This window comes from Luteibacter sp. GL_149 (assembly GCF_057834065.1).
Window position 1 is genome coordinate 4,370,146 of the sequence record NZ_CM174395.1, and the last position, 21,018, is coordinate 4,391,163.

The 21,018-nt window shown below is 64.5% G+C and carries 17 protein-coding genes; 11 read left to right on the plus strand and 6 right to left on the minus strand.

The features are described from left to right. Positions 1-15: 15 nt before the first annotated feature. The gene (locus AC3IR3_RS19175; protein WP_132145980.1) at positions 16-222 is read right to left on the minus strand and encodes a hypothetical protein; all 207 of its coding nucleotides are present in this window, start codon (positions 220-222) and stop codon (positions 16-18) included. 142 nt (positions 223-364) lie between these two features. On the opposite strand from AC3IR3_RS19175, the gene bioB reads away from it, so the two are divergent. The 5 genes from bioB (at position 365) to bioC (ending at position 5,081) form a co-directional block, all read left to right on the plus strand. Further along, positions 365-1,372 carry a biotin synthase BioB gene (gene bioB / locus AC3IR3_RS19180; protein ID WP_489194493.1) on the plus strand — a complete coding sequence of 336 codons (1,008 nt, stop codon included), beginning with the start codon at positions 365-367 and terminating at the stop codon, positions 1,370-1,372. Continuing rightward, on the plus strand, positions 1,369-2,571 hold the full coding sequence (gene bioF / locus AC3IR3_RS19185) for an 8-amino-7-oxononanoate synthase (protein WP_489194495.1): 1,203 nt from the start codon (positions 1,369-1,371) through the stop codon (positions 2,569-2,571). The genes bioB and bioF overlap by 4 nt, the downstream gene beginning before the upstream one ends. A gap of 121 nt (positions 2,572-2,692) precedes the next feature. Further along, complete coding sequence (locus AC3IR3_RS19190) at positions 2,693-3,436, plus strand: sulfurtransferase (protein ID WP_489194496.1); 744 nt, start codon at positions 2,693-2,695, stop codon at positions 3,434-3,436. Next, positions 3,433-4,206: a pimeloyl-ACP methyl ester esterase BioH gene (gene bioH / locus AC3IR3_RS19195; protein WP_489194497.1), complete on the plus strand. Its 774-nt coding sequence runs from the start codon at positions 3,433-3,435 to the stop codon at positions 4,204-4,206. The genes AC3IR3_RS19190 and bioH overlap by 4 nt, the downstream gene beginning before the upstream one ends. Next, on the plus strand, positions 4,203-5,081 hold the full coding sequence (gene bioC / locus AC3IR3_RS19200) for a malonyl-ACP O-methyltransferase BioC (protein ID WP_489194498.1): 879 nt from the start codon (positions 4,203-4,205) through the stop codon (positions 5,079-5,081). The genes bioH and bioC overlap by 4 nt, the downstream gene beginning before the upstream one ends. Positions 5,082-5,171: 90 nt before the next feature. Here the strand turns inward: bioC and AC3IR3_RS19205 are convergent, their stop codons facing one another. Next, on the minus strand, positions 5,172-5,723 hold the full coding sequence (locus AC3IR3_RS19205; protein ID WP_489196976.1) for a DNA-3-methyladenine glycosylase I: 552 nt from the start codon (positions 5,721-5,723) through the stop codon (positions 5,172-5,174). Between the two features lie 86 nt (positions 5,724-5,809). On the opposite strand from AC3IR3_RS19205, the gene AC3IR3_RS19210 reads away from it, so the two are divergent. Further along, a complete protein-coding gene (locus tag AC3IR3_RS19210; protein WP_489194500.1) occupies positions 5,810-6,703 on the plus strand; it encodes a DMT family transporter in 894 nt (297 codons plus the stop codon). A 6-nt stretch (positions 6,704-6,709) separates the two neighbouring features. On the opposite strand, the gene AC3IR3_RS19215 is transcribed toward AC3IR3_RS19210, so the two are convergent. Next, positions 6,710-7,654, minus strand: a complete 945-nt coding sequence (locus AC3IR3_RS19215) for a pyridoxal-phosphate dependent enzyme (protein ID WP_489194502.1) — start codon at positions 7,652-7,654, stop codon at positions 6,710-6,712. Next, positions 7,651-8,655 carry an aldose 1-epimerase gene (locus tag AC3IR3_RS19220; protein WP_489194504.1) on the minus strand — a complete coding sequence of 335 codons (1,005 nt, stop codon included), beginning with the start codon at positions 8,653-8,655 and terminating at the stop codon, positions 7,651-7,653. Before AC3IR3_RS19220 ends, AC3IR3_RS19215 begins: the two co-directional genes overlap by 4 nt. Positions 8,656-8,722: 67 nt before the next feature. On the opposite strand from AC3IR3_RS19220, the gene pepN reads away from it, so the two are divergent. After that, positions 8,723-11,371: an aminopeptidase N gene (gene pepN, locus AC3IR3_RS19225; protein WP_489194505.1), complete on the plus strand. Its 2,649-nt coding sequence runs from the start codon at positions 8,723-8,725 to the stop codon at positions 11,369-11,371. A gap of 9 nt (positions 11,372-11,380) precedes the next feature. On the opposite strand, the gene AC3IR3_RS19230 is transcribed toward pepN, so the two are convergent. After that, positions 11,381-11,566 (minus strand): hypothetical protein, encoded by a 186-nt coding sequence (locus AC3IR3_RS19230; RefSeq protein WP_489194507.1) that lies wholly within the window; start codon positions 11,564-11,566, stop codon positions 11,381-11,383. A 747-nt stretch (positions 11,567-12,313) separates the two neighbouring features. Here AC3IR3_RS19230 and mnmG point away from each other — a divergent pair. The 4 genes from mnmG (at position 12,314) to AC3IR3_RS19250 (ending at position 19,612) form a co-directional block, all read left to right on the plus strand. After that, entirely contained in the window at positions 12,314-14,188 is a 1,875-nt protein-coding gene (gene mnmG / locus AC3IR3_RS19235; protein WP_489194509.1) for a tRNA uridine-5-carboxymethylaminomethyl(34) synthesis enzyme MnmG, read from the plus strand. Positions 14,189-14,246: 58 nt separating this feature from the next. Beyond that, complete coding sequence (locus tag AC3IR3_RS19240) at positions 14,247-15,005, plus strand: RDD family protein (RefSeq protein WP_489194510.1); 759 nt, start codon at positions 14,247-14,249, stop codon at positions 15,003-15,005. A 91-nt stretch (positions 15,006-15,096) separates the two neighbouring features. After that, positions 15,097-17,436, plus strand: coding sequence for a Tex family protein (locus tag AC3IR3_RS19245; protein ID WP_489194511.1), 2,340 nt, complete (start codon positions 15,097-15,099; stop codon positions 17,434-17,436). A 379-nt stretch (positions 17,437-17,815) separates the two neighbouring features. Continuing rightward, positions 17,816-19,612, plus strand: a complete 1,797-nt coding sequence (locus tag AC3IR3_RS19250; protein WP_489194513.1) for an autotransporter outer membrane beta-barrel domain-containing protein — start codon at positions 17,816-17,818, stop codon at positions 19,610-19,612. A gap of 217 nt (positions 19,613-19,829) precedes the next feature. On the opposite strand, the gene AC3IR3_RS19255 is transcribed toward AC3IR3_RS19250, so the two are convergent. Beyond that, positions 19,830-20,675 carry a YbaY family lipoprotein gene (locus AC3IR3_RS19255; RefSeq protein ID WP_489194515.1) on the minus strand — a complete coding sequence of 282 codons (846 nt, stop codon included), beginning with the start codon at positions 20,673-20,675 and terminating at the stop codon, positions 19,830-19,832. Positions 20,676-21,018 lie beyond the last annotated feature (343 nt).

Consider the following 21,018-nt stretch of genomic DNA (forward strand, 5'->3'; position numbering starts at 1 on the left):
TTGCGTCCGGTGGGATCAGCCCCGCGGCTTGAAGAGCGCCGCGTCGATGATCGACCAGAGGTGGATGATCCAGCCCAGCCAGATGATCCAGAGCACGGCGGCGAGCACGAACATGATCAGCGCCTTGAACGGCCGGCCCTGCACCAATTGTCCGAGTCCGGGGATGAAAAAGCTGCAAATCGCGGCCAGTACGTTGCCGGAACTGCCTTGTCCTGCGGTCATGCGCCTTGTCCTCGTTAAGATTGTCCCGTGGTCATGGTAAGGCATCCTGCGGGGGCATATTGTCAACCTACATACGCATACGAAGGTTGACAGTTCAGGTTCGGGCTTCCCACACTTCGCGTATCAAGCCACGGAGACACCCATGCCCGCAGCCATCCGCCACGACTGGACCCGCGCCGAGGTCGAAGCACTTTTTGCTTTGCCGTTCAACGATCTGCTGTTCCAGGCACAGACCGTGCACCGCGCCAACCATGATCCGAACGCCGTCCAGGTATCGACCCTTCTGTCGATCAAGACGGGTGGCTGCCCCGAGGACTGCGCGTATTGTCCGCAGGCCGCACGCTATGCGACAGGGGTGAAAGCGGAAAAGCTGATGAGCGTCGAGGCTGTCGTCGCGCGCGCGCAGGCCGCGAAGGACGCCGGGGCGAGCCGGTTCTGCATGGGCGCGGCATGGCGTTCGCCCAAGGATCGCGATGTCGAAAAGGTCGCGCATATCGTTAGCGCCGTGAAAGCGCTGGGGCTTCAGACCTGTGCGACGCTGGGCATGCTGACCCAGCCGCAGGCGAATCGCCTGAAGACGGCGGGTCTGGATTTCTATAACCACAATCTCGATACCGCGCCGGAGTTCTACGGCGAGGTTATCCATACGCGCGACTATCAGGACCGCCTCGATACCCTGGAATGCGTGCGCGAAGCCGGCCTGAAAACCTGCTGCGGCGGCATCGTCGGCATGGGCGAGTCGCGCGCACAGCGGGCGGGGCTATTACAGACACTGGCCAATCTTCCCGAACATCCCGAGTCCGTGCCGATCAACCAGCTGGTGCAGGTGCCCGGCACGCCGCTCGCCGGCACCGAGGCGCTGGACCCGTTCGAATTCGTACGCAGCATTGCCGTGGCGCGCATCCTGATGCCCGAATCCGTGGTGCGCCTGTCGGCCGGACGCGAGTCGATGGACGACGCGCTGCAGGCACTGTGTTTCGCCGCGGGCGCCAATTCGATTTTCTACGGCGAGAAACTGCTGACCACGGGCAACCCCGACGTCGAGCATGATCGCCGGCTGTTCGAACGCCTGGGCCTGAAGCCGCTGGAAGTCGAAATCGAACCGGGCACCGTGCACGCCGACATCGTCGAACGCGCCGACGCGGCGTGAGCCGGATCGACCTGCTGGCACGACTGGAAACGGCGCGCGCGGCACGCGAGGACGCCGGACTGCTGCGTCGGTTGCGCACCGTCGACGCGCGCGAGGGTGCGTTGCGCCGTATCGGCGAACGCACCCTGGTCGATTTCTGCAGCAACGATTATCTCGGCCTCGCGGACCATCCGGACCTGGTCGTGGCACTGACCGCCGCGGCGGGTCGCGACGGCGTCGGTAGCGGTGCGGCGCATCTGGTTTCCGGACATCACCGCGAACACGCCGCGCTGGAAGAACAGCTTGCGGACTGGACGGGACGCGAACGCGCGCTGCTGTTTTCGACCGGCGTCATGGCCAATCTCGGCGCGATGCAGGCTCTGCTCGGAGCCGGCAACGTCGCTGCACGCGGGACGTCGGTCTGTGTGCAGGACCGGCTGAACCACGCGAGTCTGATCGACGGTGCATTGCTGGCGGGCTCGCGGCTGCAGCGTTACGCACATGGCGATGTGGGCGACGCCATGCGTGGGCTGCGGGCAGAGCCGGATCGCGGCGCGCTGCTCGCCACCGACGGTGTTTTCAGCATGGATGGCGATGTCGCGCCGCTGCGTGAACTGGCCGGCATCTGCCGCGACGAAGGCGCCGTGCTGTATGTGGACGACGCGCACGGACTAGGCGTGCTGGGGCCGCAGGGTGCAGGATCTCTCGCCGAAGCGGGGCTTTCCCAGGCGGATGCCCCTTTGCTGATGGGGACGCTGGGCAAGGCCCTTGGCTGTGCAGGGGCTTTTGTCGCCGGCCCTGCGGCCATGATCGACGGCATCGTCCAGTTCGCACGCACCTATATCTATACGACCGCGCTGCCACCCGCCCTGGCCGCGGCGACACGGGTGGCGCTGAATATCGCCCGCGACGATACGGAGGGTCGCAGGGAGCGGCTGGGCATCCATATCGCCCGGTTTCGCGCCGGCGCGGAAGCGCTGGGCCTACCTGTCATGCCGTCGCGGACGGCGATCCAGCCCCTGCTGCTCGGCGATCCGGACCTGGCCATGAGGGCTGCGACACGGCTCGAAGATCGGGGCTATCTGGTCACGGCGATCCGGCCGCCCACGGTGCCCGCCGGCTCGGCACGGCTTCGGGTGACGCTTTCGGCGGCGCATGAGGCCGATCAGATCGATGGATTGCTCGAGGCGCTGAACGTCGCGATGGGCGCTCGTCCGTGACCGTTTTCCACGAATCCGACGGCCTCTTCGATCGGGCGTGGCACCGGCTCTCTGCGCGAGCGCGCCCGGGCAGGACCGTTCGGGCCCCGCTGCTATAATGCCCATCCGCTCGACCCTTCCCATGCCGATGTCGATCCTCAATATTTCCGCCTATAAGTTCGTCGGACTGGACGACTGCGCAGCTCTGCGCGTGGCGTTCCAGTCGCGCTGCGACGCGCTCGAACTGAAGGGCACGATCCTGGTCGCGCCGGAGGGCATCAATATCTTCCTGGCCGCGCCGCGCGATCGCATCGAAGCGTTCATGACCTGGCTGCGCGAGGACACACGCTTCGCGGACATCGTGCCGAAGGAAAGCCTTTCGGACGCCGCGCCCTTCCATCGCATGCGCGTGCGCCTGAAGAAGGAAATCATCACGATGCGCGCACCGCTGATCCGTCCGGAAGCCGGACGCGCTCCCGCGGTCGCGCCGGGTGATCTGCGCCGCTGGCTGGACCAGGGCCACGACGATTCGGGTCGTCCCGTCGTATTGCTGGATACGCGCAACGATTACGAAGTGGACGTCGGCACATTCGAGAACGTTGTCGATTATCGCCTGCCCAGCTTTACGGCATTCCCCGAAGCGGTGGCAGCGGACCGCGACCGCTTCGCCGGCAAGACCGTCGTATCGTTCTGCACGGGTGGCATCCGCTGCGAAAAGGCGGCCATCCATATGCGCGATGTCGGCATCGATCACGTATACCAGCTCGAAGGCGGCATCCTGAAATATTTCGAGGAAGTGGGCGGCGCGCACTGGCGAGGCGACTGCTTCGTCTTCGACGAGCGCGGCGCGGTCGATCCCACGCTCGCGCCGAGTGCCGACGCATGAGCGACCTTGCAATCGAGGTACGCGGCACGGGGCCTTTTCCGCTGGTGCTGATTCATGGATGGGCCATGCACGGCGGCATTTTCGCGCCGCTGGCCGATCTGTTGGAAAACACGTTCACGATGTACCTCGTCGACCTGCCCGGTCACGGACATTCGCGAAACAGCACGATTCCGCTCGAACCACGCGCCTGCGCGGATGCCATCGCCGCGGCAACGCCGCCGGCGGTCTGGCTCGGCTGGTCGCTTGGCGGACTGGTGGCGCTCACCGCGGCACTGGAACGGCACGAACACGTCCTCGGTCTGGCCATGCTGTGTTCCACGCCGAAGTTCGTCCGCGACGACACCTGGCCGTACGGCAACGATGCTTCGATGGTGCGCCAGCTTGCTGCCGATCTGAAAACCGACTATCGCGCGACGCTGGAACGCTTCATCGCACTGGAAGCCATGGGCAGCGCCGACCCGCGCGCCGAGGCCCGGCGACTGCGCGAAGAAACATTCGCGCGCGGCGAACCGGATCCGCGTGTGCTTCAGGAAGGCATCCGCCTGCTGGAAACCACCGATATGCGCGACCGGCTTCCCGAGCTGGTGCCCGCCAGCCTTTGGATGGCGGGACATCGCGATCGCCTCGTGCATCCCGCCGCCATGGAGTGGTCGGCGAACGCATGCGGCGGCGACTTCAACGACATAGCCCACGCGGGACACGCACCCTTCATCGGCCACGCCGATGCCATGGCCGACGCCCTGCAATCCTTTACTGGCGCACTCGCATGACCGATTTCCATTTCGACCGCCGACAGGTGCGCCACAATTTTGGCCGCGCCGCCGGCACCTACGAGCAGCATGACGTGCTTCAGCGCGAGGTTCAGTCGTCGCTGATCGAACGGCTGGACATCTATGAACAGACGCCGGAACGCGTACTCGATGTCGGCGCGGGCACGGGTCGCGGCACGGCGCTGCTAAAGAAAAAGTATCCCAAGGCACAGGTAATCGCGATCGATCTCGCGCTACCGATGCTGCGCCGTGCGAAAGAACATACGGGCTGGTTGAAACCGTTCTCGCGCGCTTGCGCGGATGCGTACTCGCTGCCGGTTCCCGACCATAGCGTCGACGTGCTGCATTCGAATCTCTGTTTTCAATGGTGCGACGACATCGCGCGCCTGTTTACCGAATGCGCCCGCGTCCTGAAGCCGGGCGGTCTGCTGACCTTCTCGACGTTCGGCCCGGATACGTTGAAGGAACTGCGCGAGGCCTGGGCGCAATCCGACGAGTTCGCGCACGTGGCCCGATTCCTCGACATGCACGATGTCGGCGATGCGATGCTGACCTCCGGACTGCGCGATCCGGTGCTGTTCGCGGAGCGCTACACGCTCACCTATCCCGACCCGCAGGCTCTGCTGCGCGAACTGAAGGGACTGGGCGCCACGAACGCCGATAGCGCCCGCTCGCGCGGGCTTACCGGCAAGCAACATTACCGTCGCATGCTCGACGCGTACGAAGCCATGCGCGTCGACGGCACGATTCCATCCACCTGGGAAGTCGTAACCGCGCATGCGTTCGGACCGCCGGTGGGACAGTCGCGTCGTACGGAAGGCGGCGAGATCGCGAGTTTCCCGATCGATAGCCTGCGCGGCTCGCGGCGTCGCTGAGAAATCACATCGTCCCCTGTCGCGCCGCTCTCTGTAGGAGCTCGCAAGCGAGCTCCTACGCAGAAGCGATGCAAAAGTATGAACCAGCCATCAGCGGTAGCTGTGGCAATCGACAAGGTGGTCGTTGACCATGCCCGTCGCCTGCATCAACGCGTAGCAGATCGTGCTGCCGGCGAAACTGAAGCCGCGCTTCTTCAGCGCCGCGCTCATGGCATCCGATTCCACGGATCGCGCGGGCACGTCCGCCGCGCGCTCCCAGGCATTGACGATGGTCTGGCCACCCACGAACGACCACAGATACGTCGCCAGAGAACCATGCTCGGCCACGACCGCTATGGCGGCGCGCGCGTTCTTTCGCGTGGAACCGATTTTCAGCCGGTTCCGGATCAGACCCGGATCGCGCATGAGCTTGGTCATCTCGTCGTCCGACATGCCCGCGATGCGCTCGATGTCGTAACCATGGAAAGCACGGCGATAATTGTCGCGTTTCGCAAGCACGGTACGCCACGACAGGCCGGCCTGAGCCCCCTCCAGCAGCAGAAACTCAAACAGCGCGCGATCGTCGCGAACCGGCACGCCCCATTCCCTGTCGTGGTATTCGCGTTCTATGTCGCTTTGGTCCGCCCATGCACAGCGCTTGATATTCACGGCATTCTCCTTTGTGCGGACGGAGAATATCCAAGCTATCGCAGCGATAATGTCCGCTTTGAGCATCGGTGTCCGTGCGCATGAATGAAGATTCCCCACGTCGGAACGCTGTCGTCGCATTGGGCATCACCGTCGTCATCTGGGCGTATAGCTGGATCGTGATGAAGCAGGTCCTGCGTTATGCCGGCCCGTTCGACTTTGCCGCCCTGCGTTATTCGCTCGGCGCAGCGCTGCTTTTCGGGGTACTGCTGGCAACCCGTCAGCCAATGCGCCCACCACCGATTCTGTCGACGGCGCTCGTAGGGCTTAGCCAGACCGCGGCCTTCCAGGGGTTGGGGCAACTGGCGCTGGTCAGCGGTGGCGCGGGGCATGTCGCACTGCTCGCGTATGCGATGCCGTTCTGGGCCGTGCTGCTCGCCTGGGTGCTGCTGGAAGAGCGTCCCACACGCCGCCATGTCGTGGGCCTGCTGCTCGCGGCGCTGGGCCTGACCTGCGTCATCGAACCCTGGCATGGCCTGGGCAGCACCATCAGTACGATATGCGCGCTGGCCGGCGGCGGATTCTGGGCACTGGGGACGGTACTCAGCAAACGGATATTCCGCTTGCACAATCCGGCGCCGCTGACCCTCACCGCATGGCAGATGATGTTCGGCGCGATGGCCCTTGTCGTCGTGGCCTTGTGCGTCCCGCAGCGCGAGATCGCCTGGACGCCGGCCTTCCTGGGCGGACTCGCCTATAGCGTGATCCTGGCGTCCAGCGTCGCTTGGGGCTTATGGCTATTCGTGGTCAAACGTCTGTCGACCGCGGTTGCGTCGGTTGCCAGCCTGGCCGTACCGGTCACCAGCGTACTGATGGCGTGGGTCATCCTGGGAGAACGCCCGACACCCATGGAGGGTGTCGGCGTCATTTTCATTCTTGCCGGCCTGGTCGCCGTCACCGGTTTCGGCTTTGGCCGCCCCGCCGGTCGTTCCTGACGCAAGTCACCAGGGCAGCGCGTCCAGATCGACGTTGCCGCCGGTCAACACCGCGCCGACACGCCGTCCCGCGAAACGCCCGGGATAACGCAGCAACGCCGCCAGCACCGTGGAGCTGGACGGCTCCACGACGATCTTCAGCTCGGACCAGAGCAGCTTCATCGCGGCAATGGTTTCGGCGTCGGACACGGGCAGCACCTCGACCGCGTGTTCGCGCAACGCTTCGAAATTCGGTTCCCCGATCAGCGTGCGCAGGCCGTCGCTGATCGTATCGGGCACGAACGGGCCGACACGATGCCCGTCGCGCAGCGAACGAAATGCATCGTCGGCACCAGAGGGTTCGGCGCCAAAGAGACGAATCGCCGGATCGATGCCGTGTGCGGCAATGGAGCAACCGGCCGCGAGGCCGCCACCGCCAACGGGGAACAGCACCACGTCGAGACCGGGAGCCTGTCGCAACAGCTCGGGAACCAGCGTGCCCTGCCCCGCGATGACACGGGCATCGGCATACGGATGGACCAGGTCGGCGCCCGTGGCGGCCTGTATTTCGGCGGCCGCAGCCTCGCGCGCGGCTTGCGTGGGCGCACACCGGTGGATGATCGCGCCCGCGGCAACGATGGCGTCGACCTTGGTCTGCACGGCACCGTCGGGGACGACGATATGCGCGGGAATTCCCCGGGATTTCGCCGCCAGCGCCAGCGCGTTGCCGTGGTTTCCCGACGAATGGGTCACGACGCCCTTCGACGCGGCGGCATCGTCGAGCGACCAGACGGCATTCGACGCCCCGCGGAATTTAAACGCGCCACCGCGTTGCAGGTTTTCGCACTTGAAGTAAACGGGAACGCCGACAAGCGCGTCGATACGATCGCTGCGCATGACAGGCGTGACGACAGCATGGGGCGCGATGCGGGCGGCGGCCGAACGAATGTCGTCCAGGCTGGGTAGCGTCATGCGCGGAACTCCACGCCGCATACGAAACGACGCTCGTCACCGGGCGCCAGCGTCACCAGCGGCTTGCAGTCGTCGCGATTGAAGGCGTCGGCCATGCACTCCATGGGTTCGAGCGCTACCGCACGGCGCGCATCGCGATTCACCGTGTCCGCCGTAAAGGCCAGCATGACGCCATGCTCCTGCCAGACAGCAATGGAAACGCCGGTCTTCGGATCGCGCAGACGGGTACGGGCACGCCCATCCGTATCGAGGCGCAGGTCGGCATAGGTATGGTTGAGTTCGATGTCGCCGATCGGGCGCGGCGTACGGAAGTCGAACGAACGATCCGCTTTATCCAGCGCCTGCCATGCACGCGTGCCGGGCAGAGGGATGTAGTCGGCGTCCGTGGCGATCAGCGTGTCGGCGGGAATGGTCAGTTCCCATTCCGCGATGGGTCCATCGGATAGGCGGAAGTACGGATGCCAGCCAAAGAACGTCGGCGCCGGATGATCGCCGACGTTGCGGGTTTTCGCCTCGACGGTGAGACCGCTGTCGTCCAGCGTGAAGGTCACCGCGATGTCGATGGCGAAGGAATAACCAGCATGCGTACCCGGCCGGATCGAATGGCTGACCAGGGTAACGGAGGCGGATTTGTCGTCCGCATACTCCCGCTGCACGTCGAATACGACGTTGCGCAGAAATCCATGGCGGATCGCCCGATCCGCACCCTCGGCACCGGGCAGGAGGTCGTACGTGTTGCCCTCGAACGTATACCGGGCATCGGCTACGCGATTGGCGAACGGCGTCATGATGGCAAAGCGGGAGCCCTTCTGGGTCGCAAGTTCCTGCGGATCGCGAAAGCCGTCGGCAATGTTGCGCAGGCGAGGACCCACGGGTAGTTCAATGGCCAGGACGGTCGCGCCACGCCGGGCGATTCGCACGCTCCGGTCGCCGTCCGCATCGACGAGAACCAGCAGCGGCTCGTCTCCGAGCGATGCATGACCAGTGGTAAAGCGGGACATGGAGGCTTCCTTTTGACGAATCCGACCGCATGTTAGCCTGCCTGTTCAGCCTTCACATGCCCCCTCCATGAACGATCGCGCCGACGCCGCAACCTCCGTCATCCACCTTGCCGATTACCGCGCCCCCGCCTGGCACGTCGAGCATGTCGATCTCGATTTCGACCTCGGGATCGACCGGACGGACGTCATAACGAAGCTCGATCTGCGGCGCATGGCGAACGAGCCGCTCCGCCTGAACGGCGAAGGGCTGGAACTGCTTTCGGTCAGTGTGGATGGTCGCCAGCTCGGACCGAACGATTACATCCTCGGTAACGGTACGCTGGAAATTGCGATCGATGCGGACTCGTGCGTCGTCGAAACCCGCGTCGGCCTTCGTCCCGCCGAGAATACGGCGCTGGAAGGGCTGTACCTGTCGGGCAGCCGCGACACGGGCTTCCTGCTGACCCAGTGCGAAGCCGAAGGCTTCCGGCACATCACGTTTTTCCCCGACCGGCCGGATGTCCTCTCGAAGTACACAGTGACGCTACGCGCCGATCGCGAACGTTTTCCCGTCCTCCTCGCGGGCGGCAACCCCGATGGCGAGGGTGACCTGGAAGGTGGCCGCCATTGGGCGCGCTTCGTCGATCCTCACCCGAAACCGAGTTACCTGTTCGCCCTGGTGGCGGGCCGGTTGGCACGCATCAGCCAGGACTACACCACTGCGGACGGTCGCCCCGTCGCCTTGCATATCTGGGCCGAAGCCGACGTCATTGATCGCTGCCACTACGCGATGGACTCGCTCGTGCGCTCGATGCGCTGGGACGAGGAAACCTATGGGCGCAATTACGACCTCGATGTTTTCCATGTCGTCGCCACGCACGACTTCAACATGGGTGCGATGGAAAATAAGGGCCTGAACATCTTCAACGCGAAGTATCTGCTGGCCGACGCGGACTCCAGTACCGACGACGAATATCGTCACGTCGAAGCCGTGGTAGCCCACGAATACTTCCATAACTGGAGCGGCAACCGCGTCACCTGCCGCGACTGGTTCCAGCTAAGCCTGAAGGAAGGCCTGACCGTTTTCCGCGAGCAGAGCTTTTCGGCCGACATGAATTCCGCACCGCTGAAGCGCATCGAAGACGTGGCACTGCTTCGCCGTGCGCAGTTCCCCGAAGATGCGGGTCCGCTTTCGCATCCGGTCCGTCCGGCCGAATACAGCGAGATCAATAATTTCTACACCGCGACGGTGTACGAGAAAGGCTCCGAACTGGTGCGCATGCTTGCCGGCCGCCTGGGCAAGGATGGCTTCCGCCGCGGCATGGATCTGTATTTCGAACGCAACGATGGCGACGCCGCAACGATCGAAGACTTTCTCTCCGCATTGGGCGATGCCAACGACATCGACCTCACACCCTATCTCGCGTGGTACGGACAGGCCGGCACGCCACGCCTGTCTGCCAGCGGGCAATACGACGCCGATGCGCGTCGCTATACGCTGAAACTTCGCCAGCGCACGCCGGCGGGTCCGGGTCAGGCCGAAAAGCGGTCGCTGCCGATTCCCGTGAAGCTCGCGCTGTTCGCCACCGACGGACGCATGCTGCCGCTCAAGTTTCGCGAAGGAACCGGACCGGTCGATACCGAACTCACGATAATCATCGATCAGGCCGAGGCCACTTACGTATTCGACGACGTCGACGTTGCACCGGTGCCGTCGCTGCTGCGCGGTTTTTCCGCACCGGTCATTCTGGAGTTCGACTACGCGCCCGATGAACTGGCGGTGCTGCTACGTCACGATGTCGACGGCTTCAATCGCTGGGAAGCGGGACAGCAACTTGCGGCACTGGCTTACGACGACCTGCGCGACGGAAAGCGGGACAGCGCAGCCGTTGCGGCGTGGACCGACGCCCTCGCCGCCCTGTTCGGCAACGAGGCCATCGACGACGCACTGCTGGCCGAGCTGCTGACACCGCCCGGCGAAATCGAACTCGTGGAGCGCCAGGCCGAGCGCGATCCGGACCGTATCCGCGCGACACGGAAAACGTTGCTTGCCGCGCTCGCCTCGCGCATCGGCGCGTCGACGCTTCGCCAGCGATACCAAAGTCTGCATGCACGAACGACCGGCGCCCTCGACGCGCAAAGTCAGGCAGCTCGCCAGCTCAAACGGCGGATGCTGGACCTGATCGCCGCCGTCGACGAATCGGACGCGCGCGCCCTTGCACTGGCGCAGTACAACGAAGCACCGGGCATGACCGACCGCCTCGCCGCCCTGACCGTGCTGGCGACCACCAGCGCGGACGGTGCGGCGGCTTCGATCGCGCATTTTCGCGAGCGCTACGCGGACAACGCCCTGGCACTCGACAAGTGGTTCGCCGTACAGGCGCAGTTGCCGGGCGATGACGCACTGGAACGCGTGCAGGCGCTGGAACGCGATGCGACCTTTACGATGCGCAATCCGAATCGCGTCCAGGCCCTGATCGGCTTGTTCGCCCGCGCCAATCCCACGGGATTTCACCGGGCCGACGGCGCGGCTTATCGCTGGCTGGCCGAACGGCTGGTGGTGCTGGACGGACTCAATCCCCAGGTCGCGGCCCGCGTGGCGACGGCCTTCAACGGCTGGAAGCGGCTCGAACCCCTACGCCGGGAAGCGGCACACGCCGTGGTGGCGGAACTGGCGGGACGCAGCGATCTGTCGCGGGACCTGACCGACATCCTGGGCCGGGTGGCCCTGGGCTGACCCGATCGGTCAGTTCGCGTAGTCGCGCAAGACTTCGCGAAGCTGGGCCATGCGCTGCTCGATACGGGGACGCAACGCGTCGCTCTCGCTGCCGGACTGCACGGCCAGGTGTTCCATCGCCATTTCCAGTTGGCCCAGTTCGATGATCAGGTCGTGATGGCGGAAGTCCGGCTCGATGGCGATAACGGCGTTCATGACGTCCTCCGGCACTGCCGACCTGGGTAAAGTAGTTGTGCAACCGCCGTGCCATGGCTGCCGGAGCAAACGATGAGTGTGAACCACGTCACATTCGACCTGGCCAGAAGTGCACAAAACTGACGCTGTGCGTCACGAATTGCCGATTTCCGGTAGGGACTGAACGGAAAAGTCACACATGGTTCACTTAATCGGCGCTAACTTAACCCCAACGAAAAAAGCCGCGACTTAGCGTCGCGGCTTGTCTTTCGTGCCAGTCATCCGGTTTCTGGCGCCCGGCAACACGGTCATCCTGGATTCCCCCTGTTCCTGAGACCGCCGGGCGCCAGATCTCATTCTCGGATCGAATGGGGCATCCCTGCCCGCATCCCGCTTCCTTCCTCCGGCACGCGACCAAACCCCTGTCGTTCGGTCTCGGCGCGCGTCTTATCGCGCAGCGTCTGCCCGGGAGAAGTGCCGGATTCAGGAAGCAGGGATCATGCCACCCGCCCAGGCCCGACTCCGTACCGCTTTTTTGTGGGAGCGCGCTTGCGCGCGATTCCTGCGGAGCAGGACGCCAACAATCACCGCAGCCCAGCTAGCAAACCGCCTCGCGTCATCGAAGGAACAGAGTCTCGCTCCGCAGGAATCACGCGCAAGCGCGCTCCCACAAGAGCAGGCCTGGGAAGGCGTTGCGGGCAATGGTCATACAGACACCAGCGGAAACGCCTAAAATAGCGTCCCGGCCTTAAGCCCGAGCCCCATGCCATGCTTCACAACGAAACCTATGACGTGATCGTGGTCGGCGGCGGCCACGCCGGCACCGAAGCCGCGCTTGCGGCGGCTCGCGTAGGCGCCCGCACGCTGCTGCTCAGCCACAACATCGAAACCATCGGTCAGATGAGCTGCAATCCGGCGATCGGCGGCATCGGCAAGGGACATCTGGTCAAGGAAATCGACGCGTTGGGTGGCGCCATGGGCCACGCCGCCGATCGCGCCGGCATCCAGTGGCGCACGCTCAACGCGTCCAAGGGACCGGCGGTACGCGCCACGCGCTGCCAGGCCGACCGTGCGCTCTACAAGTCGGCGATTCGCCACATCGTCGAAACCCAGCCCAATCTGCAGCTTTTCCAGCAAGCGGTGGACGACCTGTTACTCGAGAACGGTCGTGTCATCGGCGTACGCACGCAGATGGGGCTCGATTTCCACGCCGCCACCGTCGTACTGACCGCGGGAACGTTTCTCGCGGGCAAGATCCATATCGGCCCTGCGCAATATGCCGGTGGCCGCGCGGGCGATCCGCCGGCATCCACGCTGGCCGCTCGCCTGCGCGAACTGCCCGTGGCCGCCGACCGCCTGAAAACCGGCACACCGCCGCGCATCGACAGCCGCAGCATCGATTTTTCGGTGCTGGAAGAACAGCCGGGCGACGATCCCGCACCGCACTTCTCCTTCATGGGCTCGGCGCGCGAACACCCGCGACAGGTCAGTTGCTGGATCACGCACACCAGCGAGGCGACGCACGATCTTATTCGCGGCTCGCTCGATCGCTCGCCGCTGTATAGCGGTCAGATCGAAGGCGTGGGTCCGCGATACTGTCCGTCCATCGAAGACAAGGTCGTGCGCTTCGCCGAGAAATCGTCGCACCAGATCTTCGTGGAACCGGAAGGTCTCGACACCTTCGAGATCTATCCCAACGGCATCTCGACCTCGCTGCCATTCGATGTGCAGTACGCCCTGGTGCGCTCCATTCGCGGGTTCGAGAACGCGCACATCACACGTCCCGGCTACGCCATCGAATACGACTACTTCGACCCGCGCGGACTGCATCCGTGGCTGGAGACGAAGAACATCCCGGGCCTGTATTTCGCGGGCCAGATCAATGGCACGACCGGCTACGAAGAAGCGGGCGCGCAAGGATTGATCGCCGGCATGAACGCCGCGCTGGCCACGCGCGGCGAAGCGCCGTGGTACCCGCGTCGCGACGAAGCCTATATCGGCGTACTGATCGACGACCTCACCACGAACGGCACGATCGAGCCCTACCGCATGTTCACGTCGCGCGCCGAGTATCGGTTGCACCTTCGCGAAGACAATGCCGACCTGCGCCTGACCCCCGAAGGCCACGCCCGCGGCGTCGTGCCCGACGATCGCTTCCATCGCCTGGAAAACAAGCGGGAAGCCGTCGAACGCGAGACCGCGCGCCTGCGTGGCATCTGGGCAGCCCCCACGAACACATTGGGCGCGGCGGTGGAACGCTCGCTGGGCATCGCCGTCAGTCGCGAGACGCATGCCCTCGACCTTTTGCGCCGCCCCGAGATGAATTACGCCGCCCTGACCGCGGTCGCCGAGCTGGGTCCGGCGGTCGACGATCCGGAAGTGGCGGGACAGGTCGAAGTACAGGCCAAGTACGCCGGCTATCTCGAGCGCCAGCGCGAAGAGATCGAACGTCAACGCCGGCACGAGACCACGGCCATTCCGTCCGGGTTCGACTATGACCGCGTACGCGGACTGTCGACCGAGGTCCTGGGCAAGCTCAAGCGCACCCTGCCTGAAACCATCGGTCAGGCCGCACGCATCAGCGGCGTGACGCCCGCGGCGATTTCGTTGCTGCTGGTGCACCTGAAACGTCGCGCCGCCTGATCGGGCATCCGCGCCGCCTATGGCATGATGCGCGGAGAATAGCCGCGCGAGCAGAACGATGACCAAGCAGGTCTGGATTGGACGACAGGGCGAACGCCTCGGGCCTTATACCGAAGACGAGGTTCGCGCATGGTTGCGCGACAGAACGTATCGCCCGGACGAACTCGGCTGGTACGAGGGGATGACCGACTGGCGCCCGCTCGGCGAGCTCTTTCCGGACGCGCGGCCCGAACCCGGCCCGGCGACGGCTCCGCCCTCCCCGCCCCCGTTTCTCGGCATCACCGACGTGGCGGAACCGCTCTACGCCGGATTCTGGCTGCGCTTCGCGGCCTGGGTGATCGATTACCTCATCCTGCTCGTGCCCTTCACGGTCATCGCGCTGTCGATGGGGCTGGCCGGCGCGGCCAGCCACTTCATGGACGTCGTAGGCAGCGACCGTGTGAACGCGATGTCGGGTTATGTTGCCGCGCTGCGGCCGATCAGCCTGGCGACGACGATTGCCGGCTTCATCTACTACGCCGCCTTCGAATGCTCGAAGTGGCAGGCGACGCCCGGCAAGCTGGCTGTAGGCCTTCGCGTGACCGACATGCAGGGCGAACGCCTCTCGTTCGGCCGCAGCCTTGGCCGCAACGCCGTTCGCCTGGTGAACGTCGTCATCTGGCTGATTCCCATGATCTGCTACCTCGTCGCCGCATGGACGGAGCGCAAGCAGGGCGTGCACGACATGCTCGCGGGCACGCTGGTCCTGCAAGGGCGCGTCGGCGAGGTCACAGCCGCGGCGCCGCCCTATAACGGCGGCGGTTCGTTCAACGCCTGACCGGCACGCCGGAGGCGTCTCCTGTGCGGCTTGCTATCATCGGCGGCCGGAATCGCAGTAAGCGGCCCTCCGGCCGCCGCACAGGAACGACATGCAGAGCATCGAAGAACGTATTGCCCATGACATCGCCGCAAAGACCGAACAGGTACGCGCGGCGGTAGAACTGCTGGACGGTGGCGCCACGGTCCCCTTCATCGCCCGCTACCGAAAGGAAGTCACCGGCGGCCTGGACGACATCCAGCTGCGCTTGCTCGAAGAGCGTCTGCGCTACCTGCGCGAACTGGAGGATCGCCGCGCCGCGATCGTCGACAGCATCGTCGAACAGGGCAAAATGACCGACGCGCTGAAGGCCGACATCATGTCCGCCGACACCAAGGCCCGTCTCGAAGACCTTTACCTGCCCTACAAGCCCAAGCGCCGCACGAAGGCACAGATCGCGCGCGAAGCCGGTCTGGAGCCCCTGGCTACCGGCCTGCGCGAAGACCCCTCGCAGAACCCCGAAGCACTGGCCGCCGGTTTCGTCGATGCCGAAAAGGGCGTCGCCGACACCAAGGCTGCTCTGGATGGCGCCCGCGCGATCCTTATGGAAACCATTGCCGAAGACGCCGGTCTGGTCGGCGAACTGCGCGACTGGCTGTGGGACAAGGGTCAGATCCGGGCGAAGGTCGTTGCCGGCAAGGAAAACGAGGGCGCGAAGTTCCGCGACTACTTCGACCACAGCGAACCGGTCGGCAAAATTCCTTCGCACCGCCTGCTGGCGTTGATGCGCGCGCGCAACGAGGGCGTGCTGGAGATCGACCTCAACCCGGCGCTGGACGCCGATCAGGGGCATGCCGAAGGCGAGGGCCGCGTGGCCGCGCATGCCGGCATCCTCGATCGTGGCCGCGCCGCGGACACCTGGCTGCGCGAAACCGTTCGCCTGACGTGGCGGGTAAAGCTGCACCTGCATCTGACACTGGACCTGTTCGGACGTGTCCGCGAGGGTGCGGAAGACGAAGCGATCCGGGTTTTCGGCGAAAACCTGAAAGACCTGATGCTGGCCGCACCGGCGGGCAACAAGACCGTGATGGGCCTCGATCCGGGTATCCGCACCGGCTGCAAGCTCGCCATCGTCGATGCCACCGGCAAGCTGCTCGCCTACGACACGATCTATCCGCACGAGCCGCGCAACCAATGGGATCAGTCCATCGCGCGCATCGCGCAGCTGTGCAAGCAGCATGGCGTGAACCTGATGGCCATCGGCAACGGCACGGCGTCTCGCGAAACCGACAAGCTCGCGGGCGAAGTCATCAAGAAGTATGCGGACCTGGCGCTGTCGAAAATCGTCGTCAGCGAAGCGGGTGCATCGGTGTACTCCGCATCCGAACTCGCGTCGCGCGAATTTCCCGATATCGATGTATCCATCCGTGGCGCGGTGTCCATTGCCCGTCGCCTGCAGGACCCGCTCGCCGAACTGGTGAAGATCGAACCCAAGGCAATCGGCGTCGGCCAGTATCAGCACGACGTGAATCAGGTGAAGCTCGCCCGCGCGCTCGACGCGAAGGTCGAGGACTGCGTCAACGCGGTTGGCGTCGATGTGAACACGGCCTCCGCACCGCTGCTTTCGCGCGTTGCTGGCCTGTCGACGAGCGTCGCCGAGAACGTGGTCAAGTACCGCGATGCCAACGGTCCGTTCCCTAGCCGCAAGGATCTGCTGAAAGTGCCGCGTCTTGGCGACAAGGCATTCGAGCAGTGCGCGGGCTTCCTGCGCATCGCCGGTGGCAGCAATCCGCTGGACGCCAGCTCGGTTCACCCCGAGGCCTACCCCGTCGTCGAACGCATCCTCAAGCAATGCGGGCGCGAGGTGAAGCAGGTCATCGGCGACACGGCGTTCCTGCGTGGGCTCAAGGCCGAGGACTTCACCGATACCACCTTCGGCGTACCCACCGTACGCGACATCCTGAAAGAGCTGGAAAAGCCCGGCCGCGATCCGCGCCCGGAGTTCGTCGCGCCCTCTTTCGCCGAGGGCGTGGAAGATCTCAAGGACCTCCAGGTCGGCATGGTGCTGGAAGGCCGCGTAACGAACGTGGCGGCCTTCGGCGCCTTCGTGGACGTCGGTGTGCATCAGGACGGCCTCGTGCACGTCTCGGCGCTCTCGCACACCTTCGTGAAAGACCCACGCGATGCGGTGAAGGCCGGCGACATCGTGAAGGTCAAGGTCATGGAAGTCGACCTGCCCCGCAAGCGCATCGCACTCAGCATGCGTCTGGACGACGTGCCGGGCGAAGCCCGCACCGGTCGACCGGGTGGCGCACGCGACGAGCCCCAGGGTCAGGGCAGTCGTCGCCCGGGCGGTGGCGGTGGTCGACCGGCAGCCGCGCCGCCGAAGCCAGCGGCCGCGCCCGCAAACAGCGCCTTCGCCGATGCGTTCTCGAAGGCGCTAAAGCGCTAAGTAGCGGAAGGGAGTGCCATAACAACGCACTCTCTTCCGCTTTCCGTGGGAGCGCGCCTGCGGGCGAAAGGTGCTCGCGGCAACAGCCGATTCTTGGTGAGCTTGCCTGGTGGGAGCGGACTTTGTCCGCGAAAACCCGGTCGCGTCACGGCCGGGATCGCAAGTCTGATTTCGCGGACAAAGTCCGCTCCCACCGGACCCGGCAAGAATCGGTTGCTGCCGCGAGTACTCTTCGCGCGCAGGCGCACTCCCACAAAGTGCCATCTACCCCTACAGGACAACAAGCCATACACCGTCACGGTGCAGCGCAGCATGCGCAAGCGTATGGCATGCATTACCGTAACGAATCTCTAACGTCCCATCCACACGGAGTGTAAGCATGCGTATCAGCCATCTCGCGGGCGCCATCAGCGTCGCCCTGCTCTTCAGTGCCGGCGCCGCCGCTACCGATTTCCAGCAGGTCGTCTCGTTCGGCGACAGCCTGAGCGACAGCGGCAATGTCGCCTACCTTTCCGGTTCGCCGGTGGCTGCGCGCTTCACGACCAATCCGGGCACCGTAGCGGTCGAGAACATTGCGACCTATTTCAACCTGTCGCTTACCCCGTCGATCAAGGGTGGCACCGACTACGCCTACGGCGGCGCTCGCGTCGCCCTCGCCAACCCGGTGCCTTCGTCCATCACGCAGGTTCAGACCTATCTTGCCGCCAACGGCGGCAAGGCGAATCCGAATGCGCTGTACACCATGTGGATCGGCGCCAACGATCTTCTCGCCGCGACGCAGGACCCCGCCAACGCGCAGGTCATCGTCGCTACCGCCGCCACCCAGGAAGTCGGCACCATCAAGGCGCTGCAGGCAGCTGGCGCGAAGACCATCGTCGTCTTCAACCTGCCCGATGTCGGCAAGACGCCGATGGCGCTTGCCGCCGGCGCTGCGGCCTCGGGCCAGATCACCCAGCTGTCCCAGCTTTACAACGGCGTCCTGACCGGCGGCCTCGCCCAGATGGATCGCGGCATCGTGCCGATCGATACGTATTCGCTGCTCAACGAAGTGATCGCCAATCCGTCGAAGTACGGCTTCAAGAACGTCACGACGCCGGCCTGTACCACGCAAAGCTCGCTGACCTGCACGCCGAACACGCTGGTCGAGGCCGGCGCGAACAACAGCTACCTGTTCGCCGACGGCATCCACCCGACGACCGCCGCGCATGCACTGCTCAGCCAGTACGCGGTCTCGATCATCACCGCGCCGCAGAAGATCTCGCTGCTGGGCGAATCCGCCCTGGCGTCGAATGCTGCGCACACCCGCACGCTGCGAAACCAGATGCTGACCGATAACTTCGGTGGCGAAACGCGCGTCTTCGCGGCGGTCGATTACGGCCAGCAGAAGTTCAAGGCCGGCGCCAACTCGCCGAAGACCGATAGCGACAACGTGAACCTGACCGTCGGTGCGGACGTCCGCGCATCCGACAACGTCTCGGCCGGTATCGCTCTTGGCATCGCCCAGAACAATGCCGACTTCTCCGGCGGCGGCGGTTACAAGATGCAGGACATCGCCGCGTCCGGCTACGTGCTGTATCACAACGGTGGCGGCTACGTCGGCGGCTACGGCAGCTTCGGCCAGCTTAGCTTCACCAACATCGACCGCACCTTCGACCTCGGCACCGCCCGCCGCACCGAAACCGGCAAAACCGATGGTTCGCACGTTGGCGCTGCCCTGACCGGCGGCTGGTGGTTCGGCGGCGAAACGCTGAAGACCGGCCCGTTCGCGACGGTCGAATGGCAGAACATCCGCGTCAGCGGCTACAACGAATACAGCAACGACAGCTCGGCCATGGTCTTCGGCAAGCAGCGCCGCAACTCGCAGATCGCCACTCTCGGCTGGCGTCTGCAGGGCAACTGGCAGGCGGGCAGCACGCTGCTACATCCGTTCGCGGAAGTGGCGTGGAACCACGACAGCAAGGCCGACCCGCGCCTGGTCGAAGCCGGCCTGACGAGCATGAACGGCCGCTTCGCTCTGGAAGGCTTCTCGCCGGACAAGACCTGGGGCACCGCCGATCTCGGCCTCTTCGCCGACTTCGACAAGGCATGGAGCGGCTGGGTCAGCTACAGCGGCCGCTTCAGCGACAACAGCCAGAAGTACAACGGTCTGAATCTTGGCGTGAAGCTGGCGTTCTGATCTAGCCAGGAACGCACTCGAAGCGCTTCCCTGTAGGAGCGCTCTCGAGCGCGATCCCTGAGTACGGAATGCTGAGGATCTTTTGCGTCTATGTTTTTCTTCCGCGTCGGCGCGATCCCGGAAGGCTCGCTCCGTAAGGATCGCGCTCGAGAGCGCTCCTACAACAGGCAAAAAAACGCCGGCGAAAGCCGGCGTTTTTTGTCGTGAAGGTTGCGGCTTACTTCTTGCCGCCGCCAACCTTCGCGTAAATGCCTTCAGCCTGCTTGCGCAGTTCGTTGGCGGCATCGTCTGAGAGAACGTCGGTCTTGCTGCCGGCCTGGTTGTCTTTCAGCACGAGTTCGCCCGCATCGTTCCAGCCGGCACGCTCGATCGAGGTCGGCTTACCGTCCTTGCTGGGCTTCTTCTCCTGGACGATGACCCAGGCCTTGCCGTTCTTGTATGCGTAGTCCGTCGACGTGAAACCCTTGTCGCCGTAGTCGACGAGCTCACGGATGAACTGCACTTCGTTGCCCTGCTTGAATATCTGCCAGCCGCGCGACGCGCCTTCCTTCAGCTCGGTGCCCTGGGTGACCTTCATGCCACCGATGTTCTTCTTGACGCCGTTGAACCCGGCCAGTTCCTTCTCGCCCGCGGTGGCTACACCGACGAGCTGGATGTCCGCGGTGTTCTTGCCACCCTTGGTCAGCACCGGCGCCTTGAGCGGCATGGTGTAGGTGCGCTCGCCATCGGTGATGGTCGCTTCGACGATATAGATGTCGTTCGGGTTGACGTCGGAGGGGTTCACGTCGAGCTTGAACTGCGCGGGCAGCGTGACCGGCTGGATCGTCTTGGAAGCCAGCGGTGTGCCGTTCTGGGCCGTGACATCGACGATAACGATGTCGAGCTTAGCGGCCGGGGAAAGCGTCTTGCTGGTATCGCGCAGGGCGACGGTGCCGCTCACGGTGTTGGCGGAGCCGGTATCGCCACCGCCGGCAGCCTGCTGCTGCGAGCCATCTGAAGAGTGATTGCAGCCGGCGAGGGCCAGTGCGGCCACGGACGTCAGCGACAAGAAGATCCTGCGCATGGTTGAACCTCGTCAAAGTACCTATGAAGAATCGCGGAAAGTACGCGCGCGTATGTAGCACGCCTTCCGGGGGGAACGTAGAAGGATAGCGGCAAAAATGTCCGCAGAAAAGTCAAGATGCCGAAGGGTCGGGGCTGTCCGAACTGAGAGGTGCTCTGCAGATCGGGGACTTGCCGACTGGTACTTGCATACCAAATTGCGAAAGTACTTACCTATCAGCCATTTGGCCTCACCAATAAAACACCACCGGCCTGGAGGCGATCTGTTCCAGATCGCCCAATTCGCGACGAAATTAGACCGACCTCATTGTGCACAGGAGCCGCACCATTCCCTCGAAAACCAG